The sequence below is a fragment of the Buchnera aphidicola (Cinara curtihirsuta) genome, assembly GCF_900698895.1.
GTDB lineage: Bacteria > Pseudomonadota > Gammaproteobacteria > Enterobacterales > Enterobacteriaceae > Buchnera_F > Buchnera_F aphidicola_AX.
Genome location: NZ_LR217700.1, coordinates 227,309 through 249,977, shown reverse-complemented (window position 1 = coordinate 249,977; position 22,669 = coordinate 227,309). Strand labels below are relative to the sequence as shown.

Here is a 22,669-nt window from a genome sequence, read left to right as displayed (position 1 = left end):
TAACTTTTATAAAAAATATATCTCTATATTTAATTTTATTTATGATTATTAATCATTATCCCATGATCTTTTATCATTCCATAGTAAATCATTTGATGATTTTGGACCCCAAGTTCCAGATGGATAGAATTCTAATAATGATGGATTTTCTTTGTATGCTTGTATTATAGGATCTATCCATTTCCAAGAATATATAATTTCTTTTTCATGAACAAATAAAAATGGATTTCCTTGTATACAATCTAATAGTAGTCGATCATATTCTTCAGGTATAGAATAATTTTTAAAAATCTGTTTGTAATTTAAAAACATTTCACAGGGTTGTAATTTAAAATTTGAATTTAATTCTGGTATTTTATTAAAAAATTTTATTTTTATTCCAAATTCTGGCTGCAAAATTATCGTTATACTATTCGGAATAGTATTTAGTTCTTTTGTATAGAAAATATTATTTTTTATTTCTTTAAAAAAAATAACAATTTTTGAACATTTTTTAGGTAATCTCTTCCCTGTGCGTATATAAAATGGAATATTTTTCCATTGTGTATTATGTATATATAATTTTATAGCAACAAATGTTTCAGTTAAACTGTTTTTACTTGCTCCCTTTTCTTTTGAATATGGCATAATAATATTATTATTGATTTTTCCTTTAGAATATTGTCCTAATGAAATATTATTATGTATATTTTTATTATTAATATGACTTAGAGATTTTAAAATTTTTATTTTTTCTTTTTGAATGTGTTTCTTATTTAATGATTTAGGAGTATTCATAGAAAAAATTGAAATAATTTGTAACATGTGATTTTGTACCATATCTATTATCTGCCCAGTTTTATTAAAATAATCCCATCTTTTTTCTATTCCTAAACTTTCAGATATAGTAATTTGAATATGATCAATATTTGTGTTTTTTAACATATTTTTAAACCAGGGATTAGCGAATTTTAATGAGATGAGATTAAGTATAGTTTCTTTCCCTAAATAATGATCAATACGAAATATTTGTTTTTCAGAAAAATGTTTTTTAATAGATGTATTAATAATATTAAATGTTTTTAAAGAATTACCAATAGGTTTTTCTATAATAATTTTAGATATTTTTGTATTTAATTGAATAGATGCTAATCCTTTACAAATATTAATAAATATATTTGAGGATACTGCAAAATAATTAATTAAAAAGTGTTTTTTTTTTTGAAAAAAATTCATTAATTTTTTAAAATCATAAATTTTATTAACATCTATTTTACAAAAAAAAAGACGTTTTTTAAACTTATTCCATATAGACAATTTTATATTTTCATTTAAAAATTTTTTTAAAAATTTATATATAATGTTTTTATATTCTTTTTTTTTTTTTTGAGATCGACTTATTCCAATAATTCGCATATTGGTTGTTAATTTTTTTTTTTTTTTTAAACGATATAAAGCTGGAAATAATTTTTTTTGAGCTAAATCACCTTTTTTTCCAAAAATTATTAAATCTTGCGGTATTATTTTTAATATCATATTTTAACCCTGATACATTATACATAAGAATATATATAATTATTATATAAATTTTTTTTTAAACAAAAAAATATATTTTGTTAATAAAAAAAATTATATTAAAAATAAAATATTTTTAAATATAAATATATATATTTTGTTTTTTTCATTTATAATTAATTATATTTTATTTTTTAATAAAAAACTAATTATATATAATAAATTTTATAAAATAAAAAAAATAATAAATTATTATATTTATACTAAATATAATTAAAGTATTTTTTTTAATATTAATTATAATAATATTTACATTAAGAAATAAGTAAAGTTAATTATTTTTTTAAAGATTAAATATAACTATAAACAGGATTAATATATAATGAATTCTATTAGAAGAACAAAAATTATTTCTACTTTAGGCCCTTCAACGGATAATGAAAATATTTTAAGAAAAATAATAAGATCAGGTGTAAATGTATTAAGATTAAATTTTTCTCATGGTATAGCTCAAGATCATATTAATCGAGTTAATAGAATTCGATTAATAGAAAAAGAATTAAATTGTTCTATAGCATTAATAGGTGATTTACAAGGTCCTAAAATACGCATTTCTAGTTTTAAAGAAAAAAAAATTTTTTTAAAAAATGGAGATAATTTTTTATTAGATTTAAATATACCTAAAAATAAGGGAAATGAAAATTCCGTAGGTATTAATTACATTAATCTTCCAAATGAAGTATTTCATAATGATATTTTATTACTAGATGATGGAAAAATACAATTAAAAGTTATAAAAACAAATAATACAAAAGTTTTTACAAAAGTAATTATAGGTGGATATTTATCAGATAATAAAGGTTTAAATAAACTTGGAGGGGGGTTATCAGCATCCGCTTTAACTAAAAAAGATAAAGAGGATATAAAATTAGCGGCTATGATTAATGTAGATTATTTAGCTGTATCTTTTCCAAGATCTGCTTTAGATTTAAAAAAAGCTCGATTACTAATAAGAAAAGCTGGTAGTAAAGCAAAAATTATTGCTAAGATTGAACGTGCAGAAGCAATATCTTCTGATCAAATAATGAAAGATATTATTTTGGAATCTGATGCAATTATGATTGCTAGAGGTGATTTAGGAGTTGAAATTGGTGATCATCAATTAATAGGAATACAAAAAAAATTAATTAAAATGACAAGAAAATTAAATCGGATAGCTATAACAGCTACTCAAATGATGGAATCTATGATTATTAATCCTTTTCCAACTCGAGCAGAAGTTATGGATGTAGCTAATTCTGTTTTAGATGGAACTGATGCAGTTATGTTATCAGCAGAAACAGCGTCGGGTAATTTTCCTGAAATTACTATTCAGACTATGTCAAAAATTTGTATAGGCGCTGAAAAGTTACCATGTGTAAATATTTCTAAACATCGTTTAAATGAAAAATTTGATAATATATCTGAAACAATATCTATGTCAGCTATGTATTCTGCTAATCATTTAAAAAATGTTTCTGCTGTTGTTATTATATTAACATCTAATGAAATTGCATTATTAACTTCAAGAATTACATCAGGTTTGCCTATTTTTTATATATCCGATTCCTTTAGAAAACTTCGTTTATCAGCATTATATAGAGGTGTTGTTCCAATATATCTAGACAATAAATTAAAAAATAAATATGCTACTAATACTACAATACAATTACTTAAAGATAAAAAACTATTAAAAAAAAATAATACAATTATTGTGATAAAAAATAATAAAAAATATAACTTTCCATTAGTTAATTCTTATAAAATTTTAAATGTAAAATAAAAATATTTTTATATTCATAGTAAGAACTACATAAATTCTGTTTTGACTAAATATGATTAAACATATTTATTTTATTAAATATAAAAATATAATTAAATATATATAATATTTTATATTAAAAAAATATTTTTTTATAAAATTTAAAATGATATTTTAAAAACAATAATTTTTATTGTAAAAATAATATTTTCAAAAAAAATTTTATAGTATTAATAAGTTTAAATAAAAAATTAAATTGTTTATCATATATAGTCAATTCAGTTAATAATATATATTGAGAAAAATAAAAATATATTTATTAAAAATAATTTTATATAAAAAATAATATGTAAATATTTATAATTAATTTTATAAATATTTTTAGATAAAATTAAAATTAATAATTAATTAATTTAATAATATTGTATTTTTTTTATAAACTCATGTTATGAGTTATATAAATAGTTTCTTTTAATTTTTTTAATGAATTAATCATATTTATTATTTTTTCTCTATTAATAATATCAATATTACGTATTACTTTTGGAGTAATAAGTGTACTTATATTACTAAATATAATAGAATGAGATAAAAAAATATTTTTTATTTTTTTAAATTTTTTTATTTTTATAGTTATTTTAATATAATCTGTATGTTTTTTTTTAGAGAATATAATTTTATTTTCATTGATAAGATTGTAAATAATATTTTTATTATGTGCATTAATCTTAACTTTTATTATATAAAAGAAATTAAATAAATATTTAATATTATTATATTTTGTTAGTTTTCCTTTATTTAAGGAAAATATATTTCTTATTTTTGAAACCGTTCTATTGCTATTATCAGTATTACAATGTATAATAATTACAATTCCATTTGAACTATATCCTGCATATTTCATTGTATGAAAAACATTTTTTTTGTTTCCTCCTTCACCCCTTATTAAGGCTTGTTTTATTAATTTTTTACTTACATTAAATGTATGTGCTTTTTCTAAAATAGTTCTTAATTTAAAATTTTTATTTATATTTGATCCGTATTTCTTACTAGAAAGTGTAATTTCTCTTATTATTTTAGTAAAAATTTTACTTTTTTTTATATCCTGAGCATTTTTTCTATGTTTTGTATTTGCCCATTTGCTATGTCCGGCCATGTATCCTCATTTTTGAAAAAAATACTTTTTAAAGAAAATAAATATATTTTATATTTATATATAAAAATAATAAAAATTATATTTTTTAATTACCTCCTTCTTAACAAGGAGCGCCTGTCATTAAACAAGTTGCAGAATTAGTTTTTGGAAATGCTATTACATCTGTAATAGTATTACTATTTGTTAATAACATAGTTAAACGATCTAAACCTAAAGCTAAACCAGAATGAGGTGGAGTTCCATATTCTAATGCTTTAAGAAAAAAACCAAATTTTTCTTTTTTTGTTCTTTTCTTGATTTTAAGTAAATCAAAAATTTGATTTTGTATTTTTTTATTATTTATTCTTCTAGAACCTCCTCCTATTTCATAACCATTAATAACCAAATCAAATGCACTAGATATAATTTGTAATGGATCAATAGAGAAAATATCTTTAATATTATTTTTAGGAGATGTGAATGGATGATGAACAGATTTTAAATTATTTTTTTTATCTCTTTTAAAGAGAGGAAAATCTATAATCCAAATAGGACATGTTTTTTTTAGATCTGTTATTTTAAAATCAATTCCTATTTTTAATCTTAATTCACTTAATATTTTATTTGCTAAATTTATTTTTTCCGCTATTATAAATAATAAATCTCCATTGTTTACAGAAGTACTAAAAAATATTTTTTTTAATATATTTTTATTAATCTTGATATCAATAATTTGATTAATATTTATAATGTAATTTTTCATATTAATAACTTTCATACATATAAATTGATTTGCTTTTAATTTTTCTGAAAATTTTTTGTAAACATTTATTTTTTTATTAGAAATAAGTTTTATTCCGTGTGAAATTTTAATGGCAATAATTCTATTTATTTGATTGGTTTTTAACCAAGGGAATAAATATTCATAATTTTTATTTAAAAATAAATTACTTAATTCAATGAATTGAATAGGATTTCTTAAATCTGGTTTATCTGTTCCATATTTAAGTAAACTTTCATTATAACTCATTTTTTGGATTTTTTTTAATTGAACTTCTTTTATAGATAACCATAGTTTACAGATTAACTTATTTATTAAGTTTTGTAAAAATTCTGTTTCTTTAAAAGCTATTTCAATATCTATTTGTGTAAATTCTGGTTGTCGATCTGATCTTAAATCTTCATCTCGAAAACATTTTGCAATTTGATAATACCGATCTATTCCTGATATCATTAATAATTGTTTAAATAATTGGGGAGATTGCGGTAAAGCATAATATTTTCCAGGATGTAAACGACTATTAACTAAATAGTCTGATGCTCCTTCTGGAGTAGATTTAGTAAGAATAGGAGTTTCAATTTCTAAAAAATTTTTATTTATGAAAAATTTTCTAATTAATGTAGTAATATCACTTCTTATTTTTATATTTCTTAACATTTTATTACGACGTAAATCTAGATAACGAAATTTAAATCGTATATCTTCTTTATTTATTTTATTATAATCTAAAGGAATAGGTAAGGTACCATTAAAAATTTTTAATTTAAACGCAATTACTTCAATTATTTTTTCTGTTTTTTGTTCTTTAGGAAGCTTTTTTGATTTTTTTATAGTAACTAGACCTTTAATTTGTACACAAAAATCATTTCTTAAAGTTAAAGCTAAATCAAAATAAGAATTATGATTTTTATTAAAAACAACTTGTATGGTTCCAGTTATATCTCTAATATCAACAAAAATTATATTTTTTAATAATCTCTTTTTTTTAACCCAACCACATATTGTAATTATATTATTAACATCTTTTAATTTTATTTCCCCGCAATATTTTGTACGCATAATAATCCTAATTTTTTTAATTTATAAAAAAAATTATATTTTTATAAAAATATAATTTTATATATAGATATAAATTTAATAATAAAAAATAATATTATTATAATATACAATTTATATAAAAATATATTTTATTTATATTTTATAAAATTAAAATTATATAGATAATTTATCTGCTTCTAAAAATAATTCTACCTTTACTAAGATCATACGGTGTTATTTCTAAAGTAACTTTATCACCTGTTAAAATTCTTATATAATTTTTTCTCATTTTTCCTGATATATGAGCAATAATAATATGTTTATTTTCTAATTCAACTTTAAACATAGTATTTGGTAAAGTATCTATTACTACTCCTTGCATTTCTATGTTTTTTTCTTTCATTTAAACTCCTAAAATTAATTTTTAAAAATATATTTAATTATATTTATTAATACTTAAATATTTTTCTACATCTATTGCTGCCATACATCCGCTTGCAGAAGCGGTTATAGCTTGTCTATAAATATTATCTGATATATCACCAGCAGCAAATATACCAGGTATACTAGTTTGAGTTTTCATTAAATCATTATAACCAATTTTTACATAATTATTTTCAATGTCAATATATTTAGAAAATATTTCAGAATTTGGAATATGACCAATAGCAATAAATAAACCAGATACATTAATTGGATATTCTTTTTTTTCAGTTTTAGAATAAATTTGAATTTTATTTACTATTTTATTATTTCCTAATATATCTAAAATATAAGAATTAAAGTGAATTATAATATTATTATTATTTTTTATTTGATTATATAATCTATTAATTAATATCTTATCTGCTCGAAATTGATCACGACGATGAATTAAATGTACTTTTTGAGCGATATTTGATAAATATATTGTTTCTTCAAGAGCTGAATTTCCACCTCCTACAACTGCTATATTTTGATTTTTATAAAAAAATCCATCACATATTGCACAAGTTGAAACTCCTTTACCCATATATACATTTTCTGCGGGAATATTCAATAATTTTGTAGAAGATCCAGTTGCTATAATAATAGATTTACTTAAATAAATATTTTCTTCTCCGTATAATTCAAATGGATATTTTTTAAAATTTACAGATTTAATAATATCATTTTTAATATTAATAGAAAATTTTTTTACATGATTTAACATACGATCCATCAATTTAATTCCGCTAAGATTTTTATAATCACCCGGCCAATTTTCTATTTCATTAGTTTGTATTAATTGTCCTCCAGGTTTTGGACCAGTTATTAACATAGTATTGATATTAGCTCTAGAAGAATAAATTGCAGCTGTATATCCAGCTGGACCGGAGCCTATAATAATTAATTGTACATGTTTATTTTCTGTTTTTTTCATAATGTACCTATTTTTAAAAATGTATTTTTATTTAAAATATTTTTAAATAAAAATAGTTAATATAATAAAATTAGTATTTGTGTATAATAATAGAATTATTATTCTATAATATAATTTTATTATTTTAATATTTTTGTAATAATAAAAATTATGTATTATATATATTTATTTTTATTGAATATTTATTTAAATTTTTATTATAAAAATAAAAAAATATATTTTATTTATTAATTTAATTAATTAAGTAATTTTTATATTTAAAATATATATCTAATAAATACTTATATTTTTCTTAAAAACTTACAGATTAAAAGATCTAGGTGCTATGTTAAATTTTAATAAAATTAAAAAAAATTATTCTTTTTTTAAAAAGCAATTAAAAAAAAGAAATTTTTTATTAGATGTATCTAAACTTAAAGAGTTAGAGAAAAAACGTAAAAAATTACAAATAAATAGTGAAATAAAAATATCAGAACATAAGCGATTATCTAAACATCTATTATATAGAAAAAGTATTTATCATGAAATTGATATTTTTAAAAATCAACTTATTTATTCTCGTAATTTTATTGATCGTTTAAAAAAAAAACTAGAAAAAATTAAAGATAAAATACTTAAAATATTAAGTATTATTCCTAATATACCATATAAAGATATACCTGTTGGTATAGGAGATAAAAATAATAAAGAGATTTGTCATTGGGGTAAAAAAAAAAAATATAATTTTTCTATTATGAATCATATAGAAATTGGAAATAAATTAAAAGGATTAGATTGGAAAACAGCTTCTATTATTTCAGGATCAGGATATACGATAATAAAAGGATCTATTGCTCAGTTACATCGTGCTTTGGGTCAATTTATGTTAGATGTACAAACTAAATTACACGGATATGAAGAAGTATATGTACCTTACATTGTTAAAGAACAATCTATGTATGGTACTGGACAATTGCCTAAATTTAAAAAAGATTTATTTCATACATATTCTATGCATAATAATCATCAAAAAAATAAATATAATAATTTATTTTTAATACCTACATCAGAAGTGCCTTTAATTAACTTAGTACAAAATAAAATAATTTTACCTAATGAATTACCTTTAAAATTTACTTCTTTGAGTTCTTGTTTTCGATCAGAAGTTAATACTTATGGAAAAAATGTTAAAGGATTAATTAGAAATCATCAGTTTGATAAAGTTGAAATTATACAAATTGTACATCCTAAAAAATCTGAGGAAACACTAGAAATATTAACTAAACATGCAGAAAAAATATTACAGTTACTAAAATTACCATATAGAAAAATATTACTTTGTACTGGAGAATTAGGTTTTTCTTCTCAAAAAACATATGATCTAGAAGTGTGGTTTCCAGAACAAAAATTATATCGAGAGGTATCTTCATGTTCTTTAACTGGAGATTTTCAATCTAGACGAATAAATGCTAGATATAAAGATTATAAAAAGAAGAAAAATTGTTTTTTACATACTCTTAATGGTTCTGGATTAGCAGTTGGAAGAACTTTAGCTGCTATTTTAGAGAATTTTCAATGTTCAAATGGTAAAATAGCTATACCAAAGGTATTACAGTATCCATATATGGATGGTATAAAATTTTTAAAATCATTTAAATAAAAATCTTTTATTTTTAATAAAAATAAAATATTTAAAATTTATTTAGAATTTTTAAAAAAATAAAATAATATTGGTGAAAAATATGTCTATAATATATAATTTTAATCCAGGTCCAGCTATTCTTCCTCAATCAGTTTTATTAAAAGTAAAAAAAAATCTTCTTAATTGGAATAATTCTAATTTTTCAATTCTTGAAGTTAGTCATCGTAGTAAAATTTTTATAGAAAAAACAATGCAAATTGAAAAAACTTTTCGAAATATATTAAATATTCCCGAAAATTATAATATTTTATTTTGTCACGGTGGAGCTAGAGGACAATTTTCTGCTATACCATTAAATTTTATTAAAAAATTCATAAAACCAGACTATATTAATAGTGGATACTGGTCTTTGTCTGCTGCAGAAGAAGCAAAAAAATATTGTAGACCAAATATTATTAATGTTCGAAAATTAACAAAAAATAAAAAAATATGTATTCAATCTACTAAATATTGGAAAATTTCATCTAAAAATACATATTTGCATTATTGTCCAAATGAAACAATTGAAGGAATAGAGATTTTTGAAGAACCAGAATTTTATAATAAAATTGTAGTAGGGGATTTTTCTTCTACTATTTTATCACGTAAAATTGATATAAAAAAGTATGGTATTATATATGCTTGTGCTCAAAAAAATATTGGTCCAGCTGGTATTACAGTTGTAATTATTCGTAATAATTTATTATTTAATTTAAATAATAAAATTCCTTCTATTTTAAATTATAATTTGTTAATGCAATCAAAATCTATGTTAAATACTCCTAGTATATTTTCATGGTATGTTTCAGGATTAGTATTTAAATGGATAAAAAATTTAGGTGGTTTAAATATTATAGAAAAAATTAATAAAAAAAAAGCAAAAATTTTATATAAGTATTTAGATTCTACTGATTTTTATAACAACTATATATCATCGCCTAATCAGTCACGTATGAATGTTACATTTCATTTACAAGAAAAAAATTTAACAAATATGTTTCTTGAACAATCTGAAAAATATGGATTATTTGGATTGAAAGGTCATTCTATTTTAGGAGGAATTAGAGCATCTATTTATAATGCTATGCCTATTCAAGGAGTAAAATCTCTTATTAAATTCATGAAATTTTTTGAAAAAAAATTTGGTTAAAAAAATATTTTTATAAAATATATAAGAAATTATTTATTAGAGGATAATATTTTCTATGCAAAAAAGTTTAACTTTAAAATCAATAAAATATGTTAATGGTGAATTAAATTTACCTGGTTCAAAAAGTATTTCAAATCGAGTATTATTATTATCTGCATTATCTACTGGAAATACAATTTTGAAAAATTTATTATATAGTGATGATGTTAATCATATGTTAAATGCATTATTAAAATTAGGTATATCATTTTTTTTAAACAAAGATAAATCAATATGTAAAATAAAAGGTATTTCTGGTCCTTTATTTTCAAAAAAAAAAATTACATTATTTTTAGGTAATGCCGGAACTGCTACTCGACCATTATTGGCGGTATTATCTTTAAAAAAAAATAAAATAATTTTAACTGGTGATGATAGAATGAAAGAAAGACCAATTTTTCATTTGGTAGATTCTTTACAAAAAGGGGGAGCAAATATAAGTTATTTAAATAAAAAAGAATATCTTCCTGTATATATAAAAGGGGGTTTTTCAGGAGGAGAAATAACCGTTAATGGAACTGTATCCAGTCAATTTTTGAGTTCTTTGTTAATAGCAGCTCCTCTAGCTCAGTTAGATACAAAAATTGTTGTAGAAGGTGGTTTAGTATCTAAACCATATATTGATTTAACTATTAATTTAATGAGAAAATTTGGAATTATAGTAGATATTTTAGATAATTATAAATACTTTTATATTAAGGGAAATCAAAAATATATTTCCCCAGGGGAATATTTTATAGAAAGTGATGTTTCTTCTGCTACCTATTTTTTAGCAGCCGCTGCAATAAAAGGAGGTTCTGTTAAAATAAATGGTATAAAAAAAGATAGTATACAAGGAGATATAGATTTTGTTAGTGTTTTAAAGAAAATGGGAGCTTCTATAATTTGGAATGAAAATTCTTTAATTTGTATGAAAAATAATTTGTTTGGTATTACAATAGATTGTAATCATATTCCAGATGCTGCTATGACAATTGCAATGTTAGGTTTATTTTCTAACACATTTGTACATATTAAGAATATATACAATTGGAGAGTTAAAGAAACAGATCGTTTATATGCAATGACTACTGAATTAAAAAAAATTGGAGCTAACGTTCAAGAAGGATCTGATTTTATAATAATTCATCCAGTAAAAAAATTTTTACATGCTACAATAAATACATATAATGATCATCGAATAGCTATGTGTTTTTCTTTAGTTGCTTTGTCTGGAGTACCTGTAACTTTATTAAATCCAACATGTGTAAATAAAACTTTTCCTTTATTTTTTGAAAAATTTTATTCAATTTGTCACTATTAAATTAATATGTAAAATTATTTTAATAAATAATAACTATTTTTAGTTTATATAAAAATATTTTGAAAACATAATAAGTATTATTTTAAAATTTCTTTATATATTTAATTATATAAATTTATTTTTTAATTTTCTAAATAAATAAAAAATTTAAATATTTTTATTTGATAATATTTTAAAAATTTATATATTTGTATATACTTGTATATAATTGTTTTTATAAATATTTTTAAAAATAATTAGATATTATTTTATATAAAAATTATTTAAAAAAATAAATATCTCTTTTTTTAAAGAGAAAATTTTTTTAGAATATTTTTGTGATATTTTTATATTAAAAATTTTTTTATAAAAATAGTTAATTCTATATTAATGAATTTTTTTTAAATAGATAGTATATCATTATTCATATACTTTGTTATTACGCCCCATTTTAAAATATAAATGGTTTTTATTGACTATATTATTTATGTTTAATATATTGTAATATTTTAATTTTAAACATCTATAATTTTATACTGATAGATTATTTTATATGACTATATCTTTTGCGGAGTTATTTGAGGAATCATTAAAGGAAGTAGAAACACGTCCAGGTTCTATTATTAAAGGAACCATAATATCTATAGATAATGATATAGTTTTAGTAGATGCTGGATTAAAATCAGAATCTTCTATTCCTATAGAACAATTTAAAAATTCAAAAGGGAATATAGAAGTAAAAATAGGTGATACTATAGATGTTTCTTTAGATGCAATTGAAGATGGTTTTGGAGAAACTCTTTTATCACGTGAAAAAGCAAAAAGACATGAATCATGGATAAAATTAGAACAAGCTCATAAAGAATTATTAAATGTAATTGGTATTATTAACGGAAAAGTAAAAGGTGGTTTTACTGTTGAATTAAATGAAATAAGGGCTTTTTTACCTGGATCTCTAGTAGATATTCGTCCTATTAGAGAAACTATACATCTTGAAGGAAAAAAACTAGAATTTAAGGTTATTAAATTAGATAAAAAAAGAAATAATGTTGTTGTTTCACGAAAAGCTGTTATTGAATTAGAAAATAGCGCAGAACGTGATCAATTATTAAAAAATTTAAAAGAAGATAATATTATTCAAGGAATAGTAAAAAATTTAACAGATTATGGAGCTTTTATTGATTTGGGTGGTGTAGATGGATTGTTACATATTACTGATATGGCTTGGAGAAGAGTTAAACATCCAAGTGAAGTAGTCAAAATTGGAGATCAAATTAAAGTTAAAATATTAAAATTTGATGAAGAAAAAGTACGAGTATCGCTAGGTTTAAAACAATTAAGTATTGATCCATGGAAAAATCTTTCTAAACGTTATCCAGAAGGAAGCAAGCATACAGGATATGTAACAAATCTAACTGATTATGGTTGTTTTGTAGAAATAGAAGAAGGAGTAGAAGGTTTAGTGCATGTTTCAGAAATGGATTGGACTAATAAAAATATTCATCCGTCCAAAGTCGTTATTTCTGGAGAAAAAATAAGTGTATCAATATTAAATATTGATGAAGAAAAAAGAAGAATTTCTTTAGGAATTAAGCAATGTAAAATTAATCCTTGGAAAAAATTTTTTGATAGCAATAAAAAAGGTTCAAAAGTAGAAGGAAAAATAAAATCAATTACTGATTTTGGAATTTTTATAGGATTAGAAGGAGGAATAGATGGTTTGGTGCATTTATCTGATTTATCTTGGTCAATTACTGGAGAAAAAGTAGTAAAAAAATATAAGAAGGGAGAAAACATAAAAGCAATTGTTTTACAAGTAGACCCTGACAGAGAACGTATATCTCTAGGAATTAAACAATTAAAAGAAGATCCCTTTCATAAATATATTTTAAAAAATAAAAAAAATACTATAATTAATAGTTTAATTAAATCGATTGAAGAAAAAGCTATTTTATTTAATATAGAAAAAGGAGTTCAAGGTTGTTTAAAATTAATTGATATACCTGCTAATTATCGTAAGCAATATATATCACAGATTTCTATAGGAAAAAATTTATTAACACAAATTTTAGGGTTTGATAAAAAAAATAGAATTATCTACTTATCTATTACAGAAGATATACATAATAAAAATATGAAAGAAAAATTATTAGAAGAAAATTTAATTGATACTAATAAAATTGATAATACTACAACAAAAGTATTGGAAAATATAATAAATTAAAAAAAATTATTAAAATATTAAAATATTTGACAGTTTTATTTAGAGGATATATGAAAAAATCAGAATTGTTTGAAAGAATTACTGAAAAAAAAAAATATATTCCAGCAAAAAATATTGAATATATCGTGAAAAATATTTTAGAATACATGTCATTATCTTTAGAAAAAGGTAATAGAATTGAAATTAGAGGTTTTGGTAGTTTTTCTTTACATTATCGATTTGCTAGAATGGGTAGAAACCCAAAAACAGGCGAACAAGTTTATTTAAAAGGAAAGTATGTTCCACACTTTAAACCAGGTAAACAATTAAGGGATCGAATAAATCATATGTACAAAAATAACTAAATTTATTAAAATTCTTGTATATATTATAATATTTAATAAATATTTTTTATAATTTAGCAATTATTAGAGTATATTATACTCCAATAGTTGCTCGTAAGGGGTAGTTAATAAAATGATTAAACCCATCATTATTGGTAACTGGAAATTAAATGGTAATAAAGTATTTATTAGAAAATTTTTTGAACCATTAAATAGATTTTTAAGTAAATATCATAAAAAATGCACTGTAATAATAACACCTCCTGTTTTATATATTTACTTAATTCAAAAAATTTTTTCGTCTAATAATAAAAAATTCTTTTTAGGATCTCAAAATGTTGATAATCATATTTTAGGTCCATTTACAGGAGAAATTTCTTCTTGTATGCTAAAAGACATAGGGGTTAAATATGTTATTATTGGCCATTCAGAAAGACGATTTAATCATAAAGAAAGTAATACAATTATTGCAAAAAAATTTCATATTTTAAAAGAAAAAAAATTAATTCCTATTTTGTGTATTGGAGAAACTCAAGAAGAAAAAATAAATAAAAAAACTAAAGAAATATGTATGGAACAAATTGATGTAATATTTAATATATGTGGTTCTTATGCATTTGATAATTCTATTATTGCCTATGAACCTATTTGGGCAATTGGTTCTAAAAATTCAGCTAAAGCTAAAGAAGTTCAATATATTTCTCATTTTATACGTAATTATATAAAAAGTAAAATTAATCATAAAATTAAAAATTTTTTTATTCAATACGGAGGTTCTGTTACTAGAAAAAACGCAAAAAAATTAATTACTCAAAAAGATGTTGATGGATTTTTAATAGGAGGATCTTCTTTAAAATTAAAAGAATTTACTAAAATTATAGAAATAACAAATATATAATATTATATATATTTTATATTAAAAAAATAAATAAAAAATATAATTTTTTTTTTAAGTTAAATTTTTTAAAAAATAGTTATTTTTAATTGTTTATATAAAAATAAATTATATTTAAGCGCCGGTATACCGGCACTTATTGTAACACCATGATTTATAAAATAAAAATTTATTTATTGCAATTTTTTATTACATTTAATAAATCGTATTCAAAAGATTTTTTCATATTTAATAAAGCATAATTAATATCATGATGAACAATTTTGTTATTTATGATTCCAATACATTTTCCTTTTTTTCCTTTTAATAGCAGTTGTACTGCATATATCCCCATTCGCGATGCTAAAATTCTATCATATGCAATTGGAATCCCTCCCCTTTGAATATATCCAAGTATTGTTGATCGTGTTTCTTGATTAGTTTTTTTTTGAATATATCTTGCTAATTTATTTACATCACATATATTTTCAGTAATTGCGATAATTGCATGTTTATTTCCTTTTTTAATACTTTTTTTTATTTCTAACAATAATGATTTTTTTTTATAAATAATTTCTGGAATAATAACAAATTCACAACCTCCAGCTATAGATGCTGATAAAGTTAAATCTCCACAATAACGACCCATAATTTCTATTATTGAAATTCTTTGATGTGAAGAAGTAGTATCTCTTAACTTATCAATTGCGCCTACTATTGTTTCTAGAGCAGTAAAATATCCTATAGTATAATCAGTTCCTGAAACATCATTATCTATAGTTCCTGGTATTCCAATACATGGGATACCCATTTCTGTTAAGAATTTAGCTCCTATATATGATCCATCACCACCAATAATGATTAAAACATCAATTTTTCTTTTAAAAATATTATTTATAGCTACAAGTCTTATTTTTTCTAATTTAAATTCTAAAAACCTTGAAGAACCCAGAAATGTTCCACCTTTATTAATTAAATTAGAAACATCATTATAATATAAAGGTATCATTGTATTTTTATATAACCCTAAAAAACCATTACAAACCCCCATTACTTCTAAATTATTATTTAAAGCTGTATATACTATAGATCGAATTGCTGCATTCATTCCGGGAGAATCACCCCCGCTTGTTAATACTCCTATCTTTTTAATCATAATAATTATGTAACCTTAATTTTTATATATTTTTTAATAATATAAAAATTATTAATATTTATAATATATAAAGAATATATTATTTACAAAAATCAAAAATATATAAAAAATATTTATATTTTTAATATGTTTGTTTAAATATATTTATATAATAAAATTATTTATAATTTAAATATTTATTTAAATTATAAAAAATTTATTTTAAAAAATATTTTTATAAATAATAATATTTTATTGGTTTATTTGTGCCAGAAAATTCATATACAATAGGAGAACCTGTAGAAATATCTAGATCTGTAATATCAGTATCATTAATTTTATTTAAATATTTTATTAATGCACGTAATGAGTTACCGTGCGCTACTATAATAATATTTTTATTTTTTTTTAATTGTGGAATAATTTTTAATTTCCAAAAAGGAATAACTCGATTAAATGTTTTTTCTAAACTTTCAGAAGTTGGGATTTCATTTTCTTTTAATTTTTTATATTTTTGATCAGATTTTAAATTATTAAATTCTTTAATATTTAAGCTTGGAGGAAAAATTTTAAAGCTACGTCTCCATAACTGTACTTGTCTTTTTCCATATTTTTTTATTGTTTCCTCTTTATTTAACCCTTCTAAGGACCCGTAGTTACGTTCATTTAATTTCCATGATTTATATACTGGTATCCACATACAATTTAAATAACTTAAAATTATATAAGTAGTTTTTATAGCTCTTTGTAAAAGAGATGTAAAAGCAATATCAAAAGAAAAATTATTTTTCTTTAATAATTTTGCTGCATCTAGTGCTTCTTTCTTTCCTTTTTCAGATAACTTTATATCTTTCCATCCAGTGAATTTATTTAATTGGTTCCATTTACTTTCCCCGTGTCTCATTAAAATTATTTTTTTTATATTCATAAATTACCCAAGTTTTTATTTTTATAATGATTTATATTTTTATAAATTTAATATTATATTACAGTGTATATATATATTATTAATATAATAAACATTTTATTATTTTTATAACTATATGTATATATAAATAATATAAATTAAATAATTAATAAATAGTTAACTTTTTATAAATTATTAATTTTTAATAACTCTAATTATATATATTTATATATATAGTAATATTTTTATTTTATTAAAAATAATATATAAATTTTATAAAACTAGAATATTAATATTTATATATTAATAATAATACGTGAAAAATCTTCTATAATATCTTTTATATAATTTAAAAATTGTATTGCTTGTTTTCCATCAATTAATTGATGATCATATGATAATGCTAAATACATCATAGGTAGTATTTTAATTTTATTACATATTACTACTGGTCTATTTTTAATATGATGCATACCTAAAATTGCTACTTGTGGGTAATTAATAATAGGAGTTGACATTAATGAACCAAATATACCTCCATTAGTAATGGTAAATGTACCAGATTCTAAATCTTCTAATTTTATTTTACCGGTTTGGCCTAAAATAGAAAAAGACTTAATTTTTTTTTCAATTTCAAACATAGATAAAGAGTTAGTATTTTTTAAAATAGGAGTTATTAAACCTCTAGGAGTTGATACTGCAATATTTATATCATAATAATTATGATAGATAATATCAGAACCATCAATTGATGCATTTATTTCTGGAAACTGTGTTAATGCTTGAGTTACTGCTTTGACATAAAAAGACATATAACCTAACTTAGATTCATATTTTTTTTTAAAAATATCTTTATATTTATTTCTTAATGAAATAATAGGTTTCATATTTACTTCATTAAAAGTTGTTAACATTGCTGTTTTTTTTTTTGTTAATAATAATCTTTCAGAAATTTTTTTTCTCAATGGATTCATAGAAATTCTAGTATAACTACGTCTATTAATATTTTTTTTATCAAATATTTTTTTTTGATCTATTTTTTTTTTGTCTTTTTTATTTATTTTCTCAATGATAAAATTTTTTTTAGTAATTTTTCCATTTATTTTGATACCTTTTATTTCTTTTTTATTTATTTTATTATATGAAATTAATCTACGCATTTTAGGTGTAAAAAAAAATTGAGAATGATTATTTTTTTTAAATTCATTATTTGCATTAGATATATTTTTTTCTAAATTAATTGATTGAATATATCCAAGTATTGATTTTGATTTAATTATCTGTCCAATTGATAATATTTGTGATGTTAAAATGCCATTTGCGGGAGATGAAATTTCTAAGATAATTTTATCTGTTTCAATCTCAGCGATCAGTTCATCTTCTTTAATATAATCTCCTATTTTTTTATGCCATTTTAACATAATTGCATTATTAACTGATTCAGGTAAGTCTGGAGCTAAAATTTCGATATTTTTTTTCATAAATTTCACTTATTATTTTTTTTATTTATATGGAAAATGCTAATTTTATAATTTTTATTTGTTGTATTTGGTGGTTAAGAAAATTTCCTTCAGCAGTAGAAGATAATTTTGGACGACCAGAATATTTTAATTCTATATTCTTATAATGTATTAAAATATACTTTTTAAAATAAAAATAAATATATGTCCAACTACCTTGATTCATAGGTTCTTCTTGACACCATATAAAATGTTTAATATTAATAAATTGATTTATAATATTATTTATTTTTAAAAAAGGAAAAGGATACAGTTGTTCAATACGTATTATTACTGAATCAGCAATTTTATTTTTTTTATAAAAATCCAATAATTCATAATAAATTTTTCCTGAACAAAAAATAACACGATATATTAAATTTTTTTCTTTATTTGTTTTATTAATTAATATTTTATGAAATTTTTCAATTAATAATTTTTTAATATAAATAAATGTTAATGGATTTCTTAATAATGACTTGGGAGTAAAAATAATTAAAGGTTTTTTAGATAAACTTTTTCCTTTTTTTAATAATATATGATATATTTGAGATACTGTTGTTGGTATATATATTTTTATATTATTTTGAGCGCATAATTGTAAATATCGTTCTAATCTTCCTGAAGAATGTTCCGGACCTTGTCCTTCATAACCATGTGGTAATAAAATTACTAATGGTGAAGAATAACCCCATTTCTGCAAACTTGAAACTATGAATTGATCAATAACAATTTGAGCTCCGTTTGAAAAATCACCAAATTGCGCTTCCCATATATTTAGTAATTTACTAGACACCATAGAATAACCGTGTTCAAATGCTAAAACAGATTCTTCTGATAAAACTGAATCCCAAACATAAAATAATCCGTTTAAATTATTTAAATTTTTTAAAGGAGTATATGTAATATTATTTTTTTGACAAACTATAGAAATATGTCTATGACAAAAAGTTCCTCTACTAACATCTTCTCCTGTTAATCGACATGTAATACCATAATACATTAAAACAGCATATACTAAATTTTCCGCCATACCCCAATCTAATGGAATTTTATTATTTATCATTTTATTTCTATTATAGAAAATTTTTCTTACTTGAGGATGCATAATGAAATTATTGGGTAATTTAAATAAATATTTGACTATTTTTTTTATTTTTTTATAATTAATTTTTTTAATATTTAAATTTTTTAATAAGATATTTTTTTTATATAGTGATATTTTATTTTTTGAATTTTTATTATTATTTTTTAAAATATTAGACAATTTATTCATATAATGTTTATATAATTTTTTATATGAAATTTTTATATTATTTATTATATTAATTATTTTATTAAAATATAAATAACATATACGTTTATGTTGATTAATTATATTATACATTTTTGGTTGTGTGATATACGGGTCATCTACTTCATTATGACCTAATCGTCTATAACAAATTAATTCAATAAAAACATCTTTTTTAAATAAATATCGAAATTTTAAAGCTAACTTAAGAACAAAAATGACTAATTCTGGTTTATCAGCATTAACATGAAATATAGGAGAGTTAATCATTTTAGCAATATCCGTACAGTATGTACTAGTTCTGAGATATTTTGAATTAGATGTAGTAAAAGCAATTTGATTATTTATAATAATATGTATACTGCCAAAAACATTATATGCTGGAACTTGAGACATATTTAATGTTTCTTGTATAACTCCTTGACCAATAAATGCAGCATCGCCATGTATAATCACTGGTAAAGGATTATCTTTATTTTTTGTTTTATCTATAAAAAATTTACAACAACCAATAACAACAGGAGTAATAATTTCTAAATGAGATGGATTATCTAATAAATTAATTTCAATTTCTTTTTCTTTAAATTTAATTATTTTCTTAAATCCTAAATGATATTTTACGTCACCTGTTCCGTTATTATTATTAAATATTTTAGAATGATTTTGAAACATATTTAAAACATTATGCTTTAAAACATTTTGCATAACATTTAATCTTCCTCTATGCGCCATACCTAAAAATATTTTCTTAGTTTTTTTTTTTATACAAAATGTTATGATTTTTTTTAAAAGAGGAATTAAAACATCACATCCTTCTAATGAAAATCTTTTACTACCAGGAAATTTAGTATGAATAAATTTTTCGAAAGTAGTAGATTTAATTAAATCTTTTAATATATTTTTTCTATCTATATCAGATATAGAATTTGTAAAATCATTATTTTCAATATATTTTTGTAACCACTTTTTTTCATTTGAATTATTAATATGCATATATTCAAAACCGATATAATTACAATATTTTTTTTTAAAAAATAAATATATTTCTTTAAAAGAATTAATATTTTTTTTAAAAAATAAAAAATCAAAATATATTAAGGAATTTAATTTTTCTTTTTTTATTTTATAAAATGAACATGATAATTCAGGAATATTATTTTTTATTTTACTTAAAATTAATGGATTTAATCGTGATATGTAATGTCCAAAATATCTATAAGCATTTATGAAACTTAAAAATTTTTCTTTTAAAATTATAGAATTATTATTATATTTTGAATTATTTGAATTATATTTGATATTTTTTTTTTTTAGATCCTTAAATACTTTATCTTTATATTTAAAATTTTTTTGATCTAATAGTTGATTAAATATATTTCTCCACGAGTTATTTAATTTTTCAGAATTAGATAAAAATTTTTTATAAATATTTTCTAAAAATAATTGATTATCTGAATATAACCATCCATTATTCTTAAAGAAGGGTATTTTTTTTTTATTTTTCATATTTATTTTATTTAAATTTTTAAAAAATTAATAAATTAAAATATTAATTAATATTTAATTTTATTAAATGGGGTTATGAATATCAATAAATTTGATATTCAAATCTTTATCTTTTTTAGATAACCATTTACCTAATAAAGAAATTCCTGATTTTTCTGTAGCATGATGTCCTAATGAAAAAAAATGTATATTATTTTCTTCTGCTATATGTATTGTTTCTTCTGATACTTCTCCGGTCAAATAAGCATCAATATTTGAAGATACTGCCTGATTAAAAAAATTTTGTCCTTTTCCTGTACACCATGCTATATTATGAATATATTTTGGACCAGTTTTTCCGTAATAGAATGGTTTTCTTTTTAGTTTTTTTATAATTACCTTTTTTAATGATGCTGCAGTATGTTTTTTTTTAAATTTTCCAATTGGAACATACGGAGAAATGTAATCATAAATAGAAATATTCAATATTTTTCCTAATTGAACGTTATTACCTATTTTAGGATGAAGATCTAAAGGTAAATGCCAACTATATAAATTAATATTATTAGATAATAATATTTTTAATCGATTTCTATACATTCCTAAAATTTTTTTTTCTTGGTTTTTCCAAAAATAACCGTGATGTACAATAATTGCATCTGCATAATATTTTACAGCCATATTTAAAAGATTTTTACAAGCAGTTACTCCAGTTACTATACGTTTAATTTCTGATTTTCCTTCTACTTGTAATCCGTTAGGCGAATAATCATTTTTATATTTATCATTATTTAATTTTTTATTAACTATTTTTTCAAGAAAAAAATTATTCATATTAAAATACTCTATATTTTTTATATATTTATATTTTTATAAAATATTTTTTACTATTTTAGTAAATTAATTTTTAATAAAATAAATATTTTAATTTATAAACTTTAAACCAGTTATTTTCTTATTTTTATGAATTAAATTAATTTATTATAGATTTTATAATAAAAAAATTTATACTTTTATTTTATAAAAAATTTTTTTTATTTATTAAAATTATCTTATAATATATATTTTATATTTTTTATATTTAAAATAAGATTTAATATAAAATTAAATTAATTTTTTTATAAAGATAAATTTGTATCTTACTAC

At 20.3% G+C, this 22,669-nt stretch carries 17 protein-coding genes; 7 read left to right on the top strand and 10 right to left on the bottom strand.

The window, feature by feature from the left end:
- Window positions 1-48: 48 nt before the first annotated feature.
- Window positions 49-1,515: a glucose-6-phosphate dehydrogenase gene (gene zwf, locus BUCICURT3053_RS01055; RefSeq protein WP_154061175.1), complete on the bottom strand. Its 1,467-nt coding sequence runs from the start codon at window positions 1,513-1,515 to the stop codon at window positions 49-51.
- 358 nt (window positions 1,516-1,873) lie between these two features.
- On the opposite strand from zwf, the gene pyk reads away from it, so the two are divergent.
- Window positions 1,874-3,316, top strand: coding sequence for a pyruvate kinase (gene pyk, locus BUCICURT3053_RS01050; RefSeq protein ID WP_154061174.1), 1,443 nt, complete (start codon window positions 1,874-1,876; stop codon window positions 3,314-3,316).
- Window positions 3,317-3,728: 412 nt separating this feature from the next.
- Here the strand turns inward: pyk and BUCICURT3053_RS01045 are convergent, their stop codons facing one another.
- The 4 genes from BUCICURT3053_RS01045 to trxB all read right to left on the bottom strand — a co-directional run bounded on the left by BUCICURT3053_RS01045 (window position 3,729) and on the right by trxB (window position 7,651).
- A complete protein-coding gene (locus BUCICURT3053_RS01045; protein ID WP_154061173.1) occupies window positions 3,729-4,451 on the bottom strand; it encodes a YebC/PmpR family DNA-binding transcriptional regulator in 723 nt (240 codons plus the stop codon).
- 100 nt (window positions 4,452-4,551) lie between these two features.
- Window positions 4,552-6,270, bottom strand: a complete 1,719-nt coding sequence (gene aspS / locus BUCICURT3053_RS01040) for an aspartate--tRNA ligase (RefSeq protein WP_154061172.1) — start codon at window positions 6,268-6,270, stop codon at window positions 4,552-4,554.
- A 166-nt stretch (window positions 6,271-6,436) separates the two neighbouring features.
- Window positions 6,437-6,652 carry a translation initiation factor IF-1 gene (gene infA / locus BUCICURT3053_RS01035; protein WP_154061171.1) on the bottom strand — a complete coding sequence of 72 codons (216 nt, stop codon included), beginning with the start codon at window positions 6,650-6,652 and terminating at the stop codon, window positions 6,437-6,439.
- Window positions 6,653-6,685: 33 nt separating this feature from the next.
- Window positions 6,686-7,651 (bottom strand): thioredoxin-disulfide reductase, encoded by a 966-nt coding sequence (trxB, locus tag BUCICURT3053_RS01030; protein ID WP_154061170.1) that lies wholly within the window; start codon window positions 7,649-7,651, stop codon window positions 6,686-6,688.
- Between the two features lie 325 nt (window positions 7,652-7,976).
- Between trxB and serS the strand changes: the two genes are divergently transcribed.
- The 6 genes from serS (at window position 7,977) to tpiA (ending at window position 15,227) form a co-directional block, all read left to right on the top strand.
- Window positions 7,977-9,290 carry a serine--tRNA ligase gene (gene serS, locus BUCICURT3053_RS01025; protein ID WP_154061169.1) on the top strand — a complete coding sequence of 438 codons (1,314 nt, stop codon included), beginning with the start codon at window positions 7,977-7,979 and terminating at the stop codon, window positions 9,288-9,290.
- 82 nt (window positions 9,291-9,372) lie between these two features.
- Complete coding sequence (gene serC / locus BUCICURT3053_RS01020) at window positions 9,373-10,461, top strand: 3-phosphoserine/phosphohydroxythreonine transaminase (protein WP_154061168.1); 1,089 nt, start codon at window positions 9,373-9,375, stop codon at window positions 10,459-10,461.
- Window positions 10,462-10,516: 55 nt separating this feature from the next.
- Window positions 10,517-11,803: a 3-phosphoshikimate 1-carboxyvinyltransferase gene (aroA, locus tag BUCICURT3053_RS01015; protein WP_154061167.1), complete on the top strand. Its 1,287-nt coding sequence runs from the start codon at window positions 10,517-10,519 to the stop codon at window positions 11,801-11,803.
- A gap of 532 nt (window positions 11,804-12,335) precedes the next feature.
- The gene (rpsA, locus tag BUCICURT3053_RS01010) at window positions 12,336-14,006 is read left to right on the top strand and encodes a 30S ribosomal protein S1 (protein WP_154061166.1); all 1,671 of its coding nucleotides are present in this window, start codon (window positions 12,336-12,338) and stop codon (window positions 14,004-14,006) included.
- A gap of 26 nt (window positions 14,007-14,032) precedes the next feature.
- Complete coding sequence (gene ihfB / locus BUCICURT3053_RS01005) at window positions 14,033-14,350, top strand: integration host factor subunit beta (RefSeq protein ID WP_269471954.1); 318 nt, start codon at window positions 14,033-14,035, stop codon at window positions 14,348-14,350.
- Between the two features lie 112 nt (window positions 14,351-14,462).
- Window positions 14,463-15,227 carry a triose-phosphate isomerase gene (gene tpiA / locus BUCICURT3053_RS01000; RefSeq protein WP_154061165.1) on the top strand — a complete coding sequence of 255 codons (765 nt, stop codon included), beginning with the start codon at window positions 14,463-14,465 and terminating at the stop codon, window positions 15,225-15,227.
- Between the two features lie 166 nt (window positions 15,228-15,393).
- On the opposite strand, the gene pfkA is transcribed toward tpiA, so the two are convergent.
- The 5 genes from pfkA to BUCICURT3053_RS00975 all read right to left on the bottom strand — a co-directional run bounded on the left by pfkA (window position 15,394) and on the right by BUCICURT3053_RS00975 (window position 22,357).
- Window positions 15,394-16,359 carry a 6-phosphofructokinase gene (gene pfkA / locus BUCICURT3053_RS00995; protein WP_154061164.1) on the bottom strand — a complete coding sequence of 322 codons (966 nt, stop codon included), beginning with the start codon at window positions 16,357-16,359 and terminating at the stop codon, window positions 15,394-15,396.
- A gap of 214 nt (window positions 16,360-16,573) precedes the next feature.
- Window positions 16,574-17,266 carry a 2,3-diphosphoglycerate-dependent phosphoglycerate mutase gene (gene gpmA / locus BUCICURT3053_RS00990; RefSeq protein WP_154061163.1) on the bottom strand — a complete coding sequence of 231 codons (693 nt, stop codon included), beginning with the start codon at window positions 17,264-17,266 and terminating at the stop codon, window positions 16,574-16,576.
- A 275-nt stretch (window positions 17,267-17,541) separates the two neighbouring features.
- Complete coding sequence (sucB, locus tag BUCICURT3053_RS00985) at window positions 17,542-18,726, bottom strand: dihydrolipoyllysine-residue succinyltransferase (protein WP_154061162.1); 1,185 nt, start codon at window positions 18,724-18,726, stop codon at window positions 17,542-17,544.
- A 25-nt stretch (window positions 18,727-18,751) separates the two neighbouring features.
- Window positions 18,752-21,544: a 2-oxoglutarate dehydrogenase E1 component gene (locus tag BUCICURT3053_RS00980; RefSeq protein ID WP_154061161.1), complete on the bottom strand. Its 2,793-nt coding sequence runs from the start codon at window positions 21,542-21,544 to the stop codon at window positions 18,752-18,754.
- A gap of 63 nt (window positions 21,545-21,607) precedes the next feature.
- Window positions 21,608-22,357, bottom strand: coding sequence for a Nif3-like dinuclear metal center hexameric protein (locus tag BUCICURT3053_RS00975; RefSeq protein WP_154061160.1), 750 nt, complete (start codon window positions 22,355-22,357; stop codon window positions 21,608-21,610).
- Window positions 22,358-22,669 lie beyond the last annotated feature (312 nt).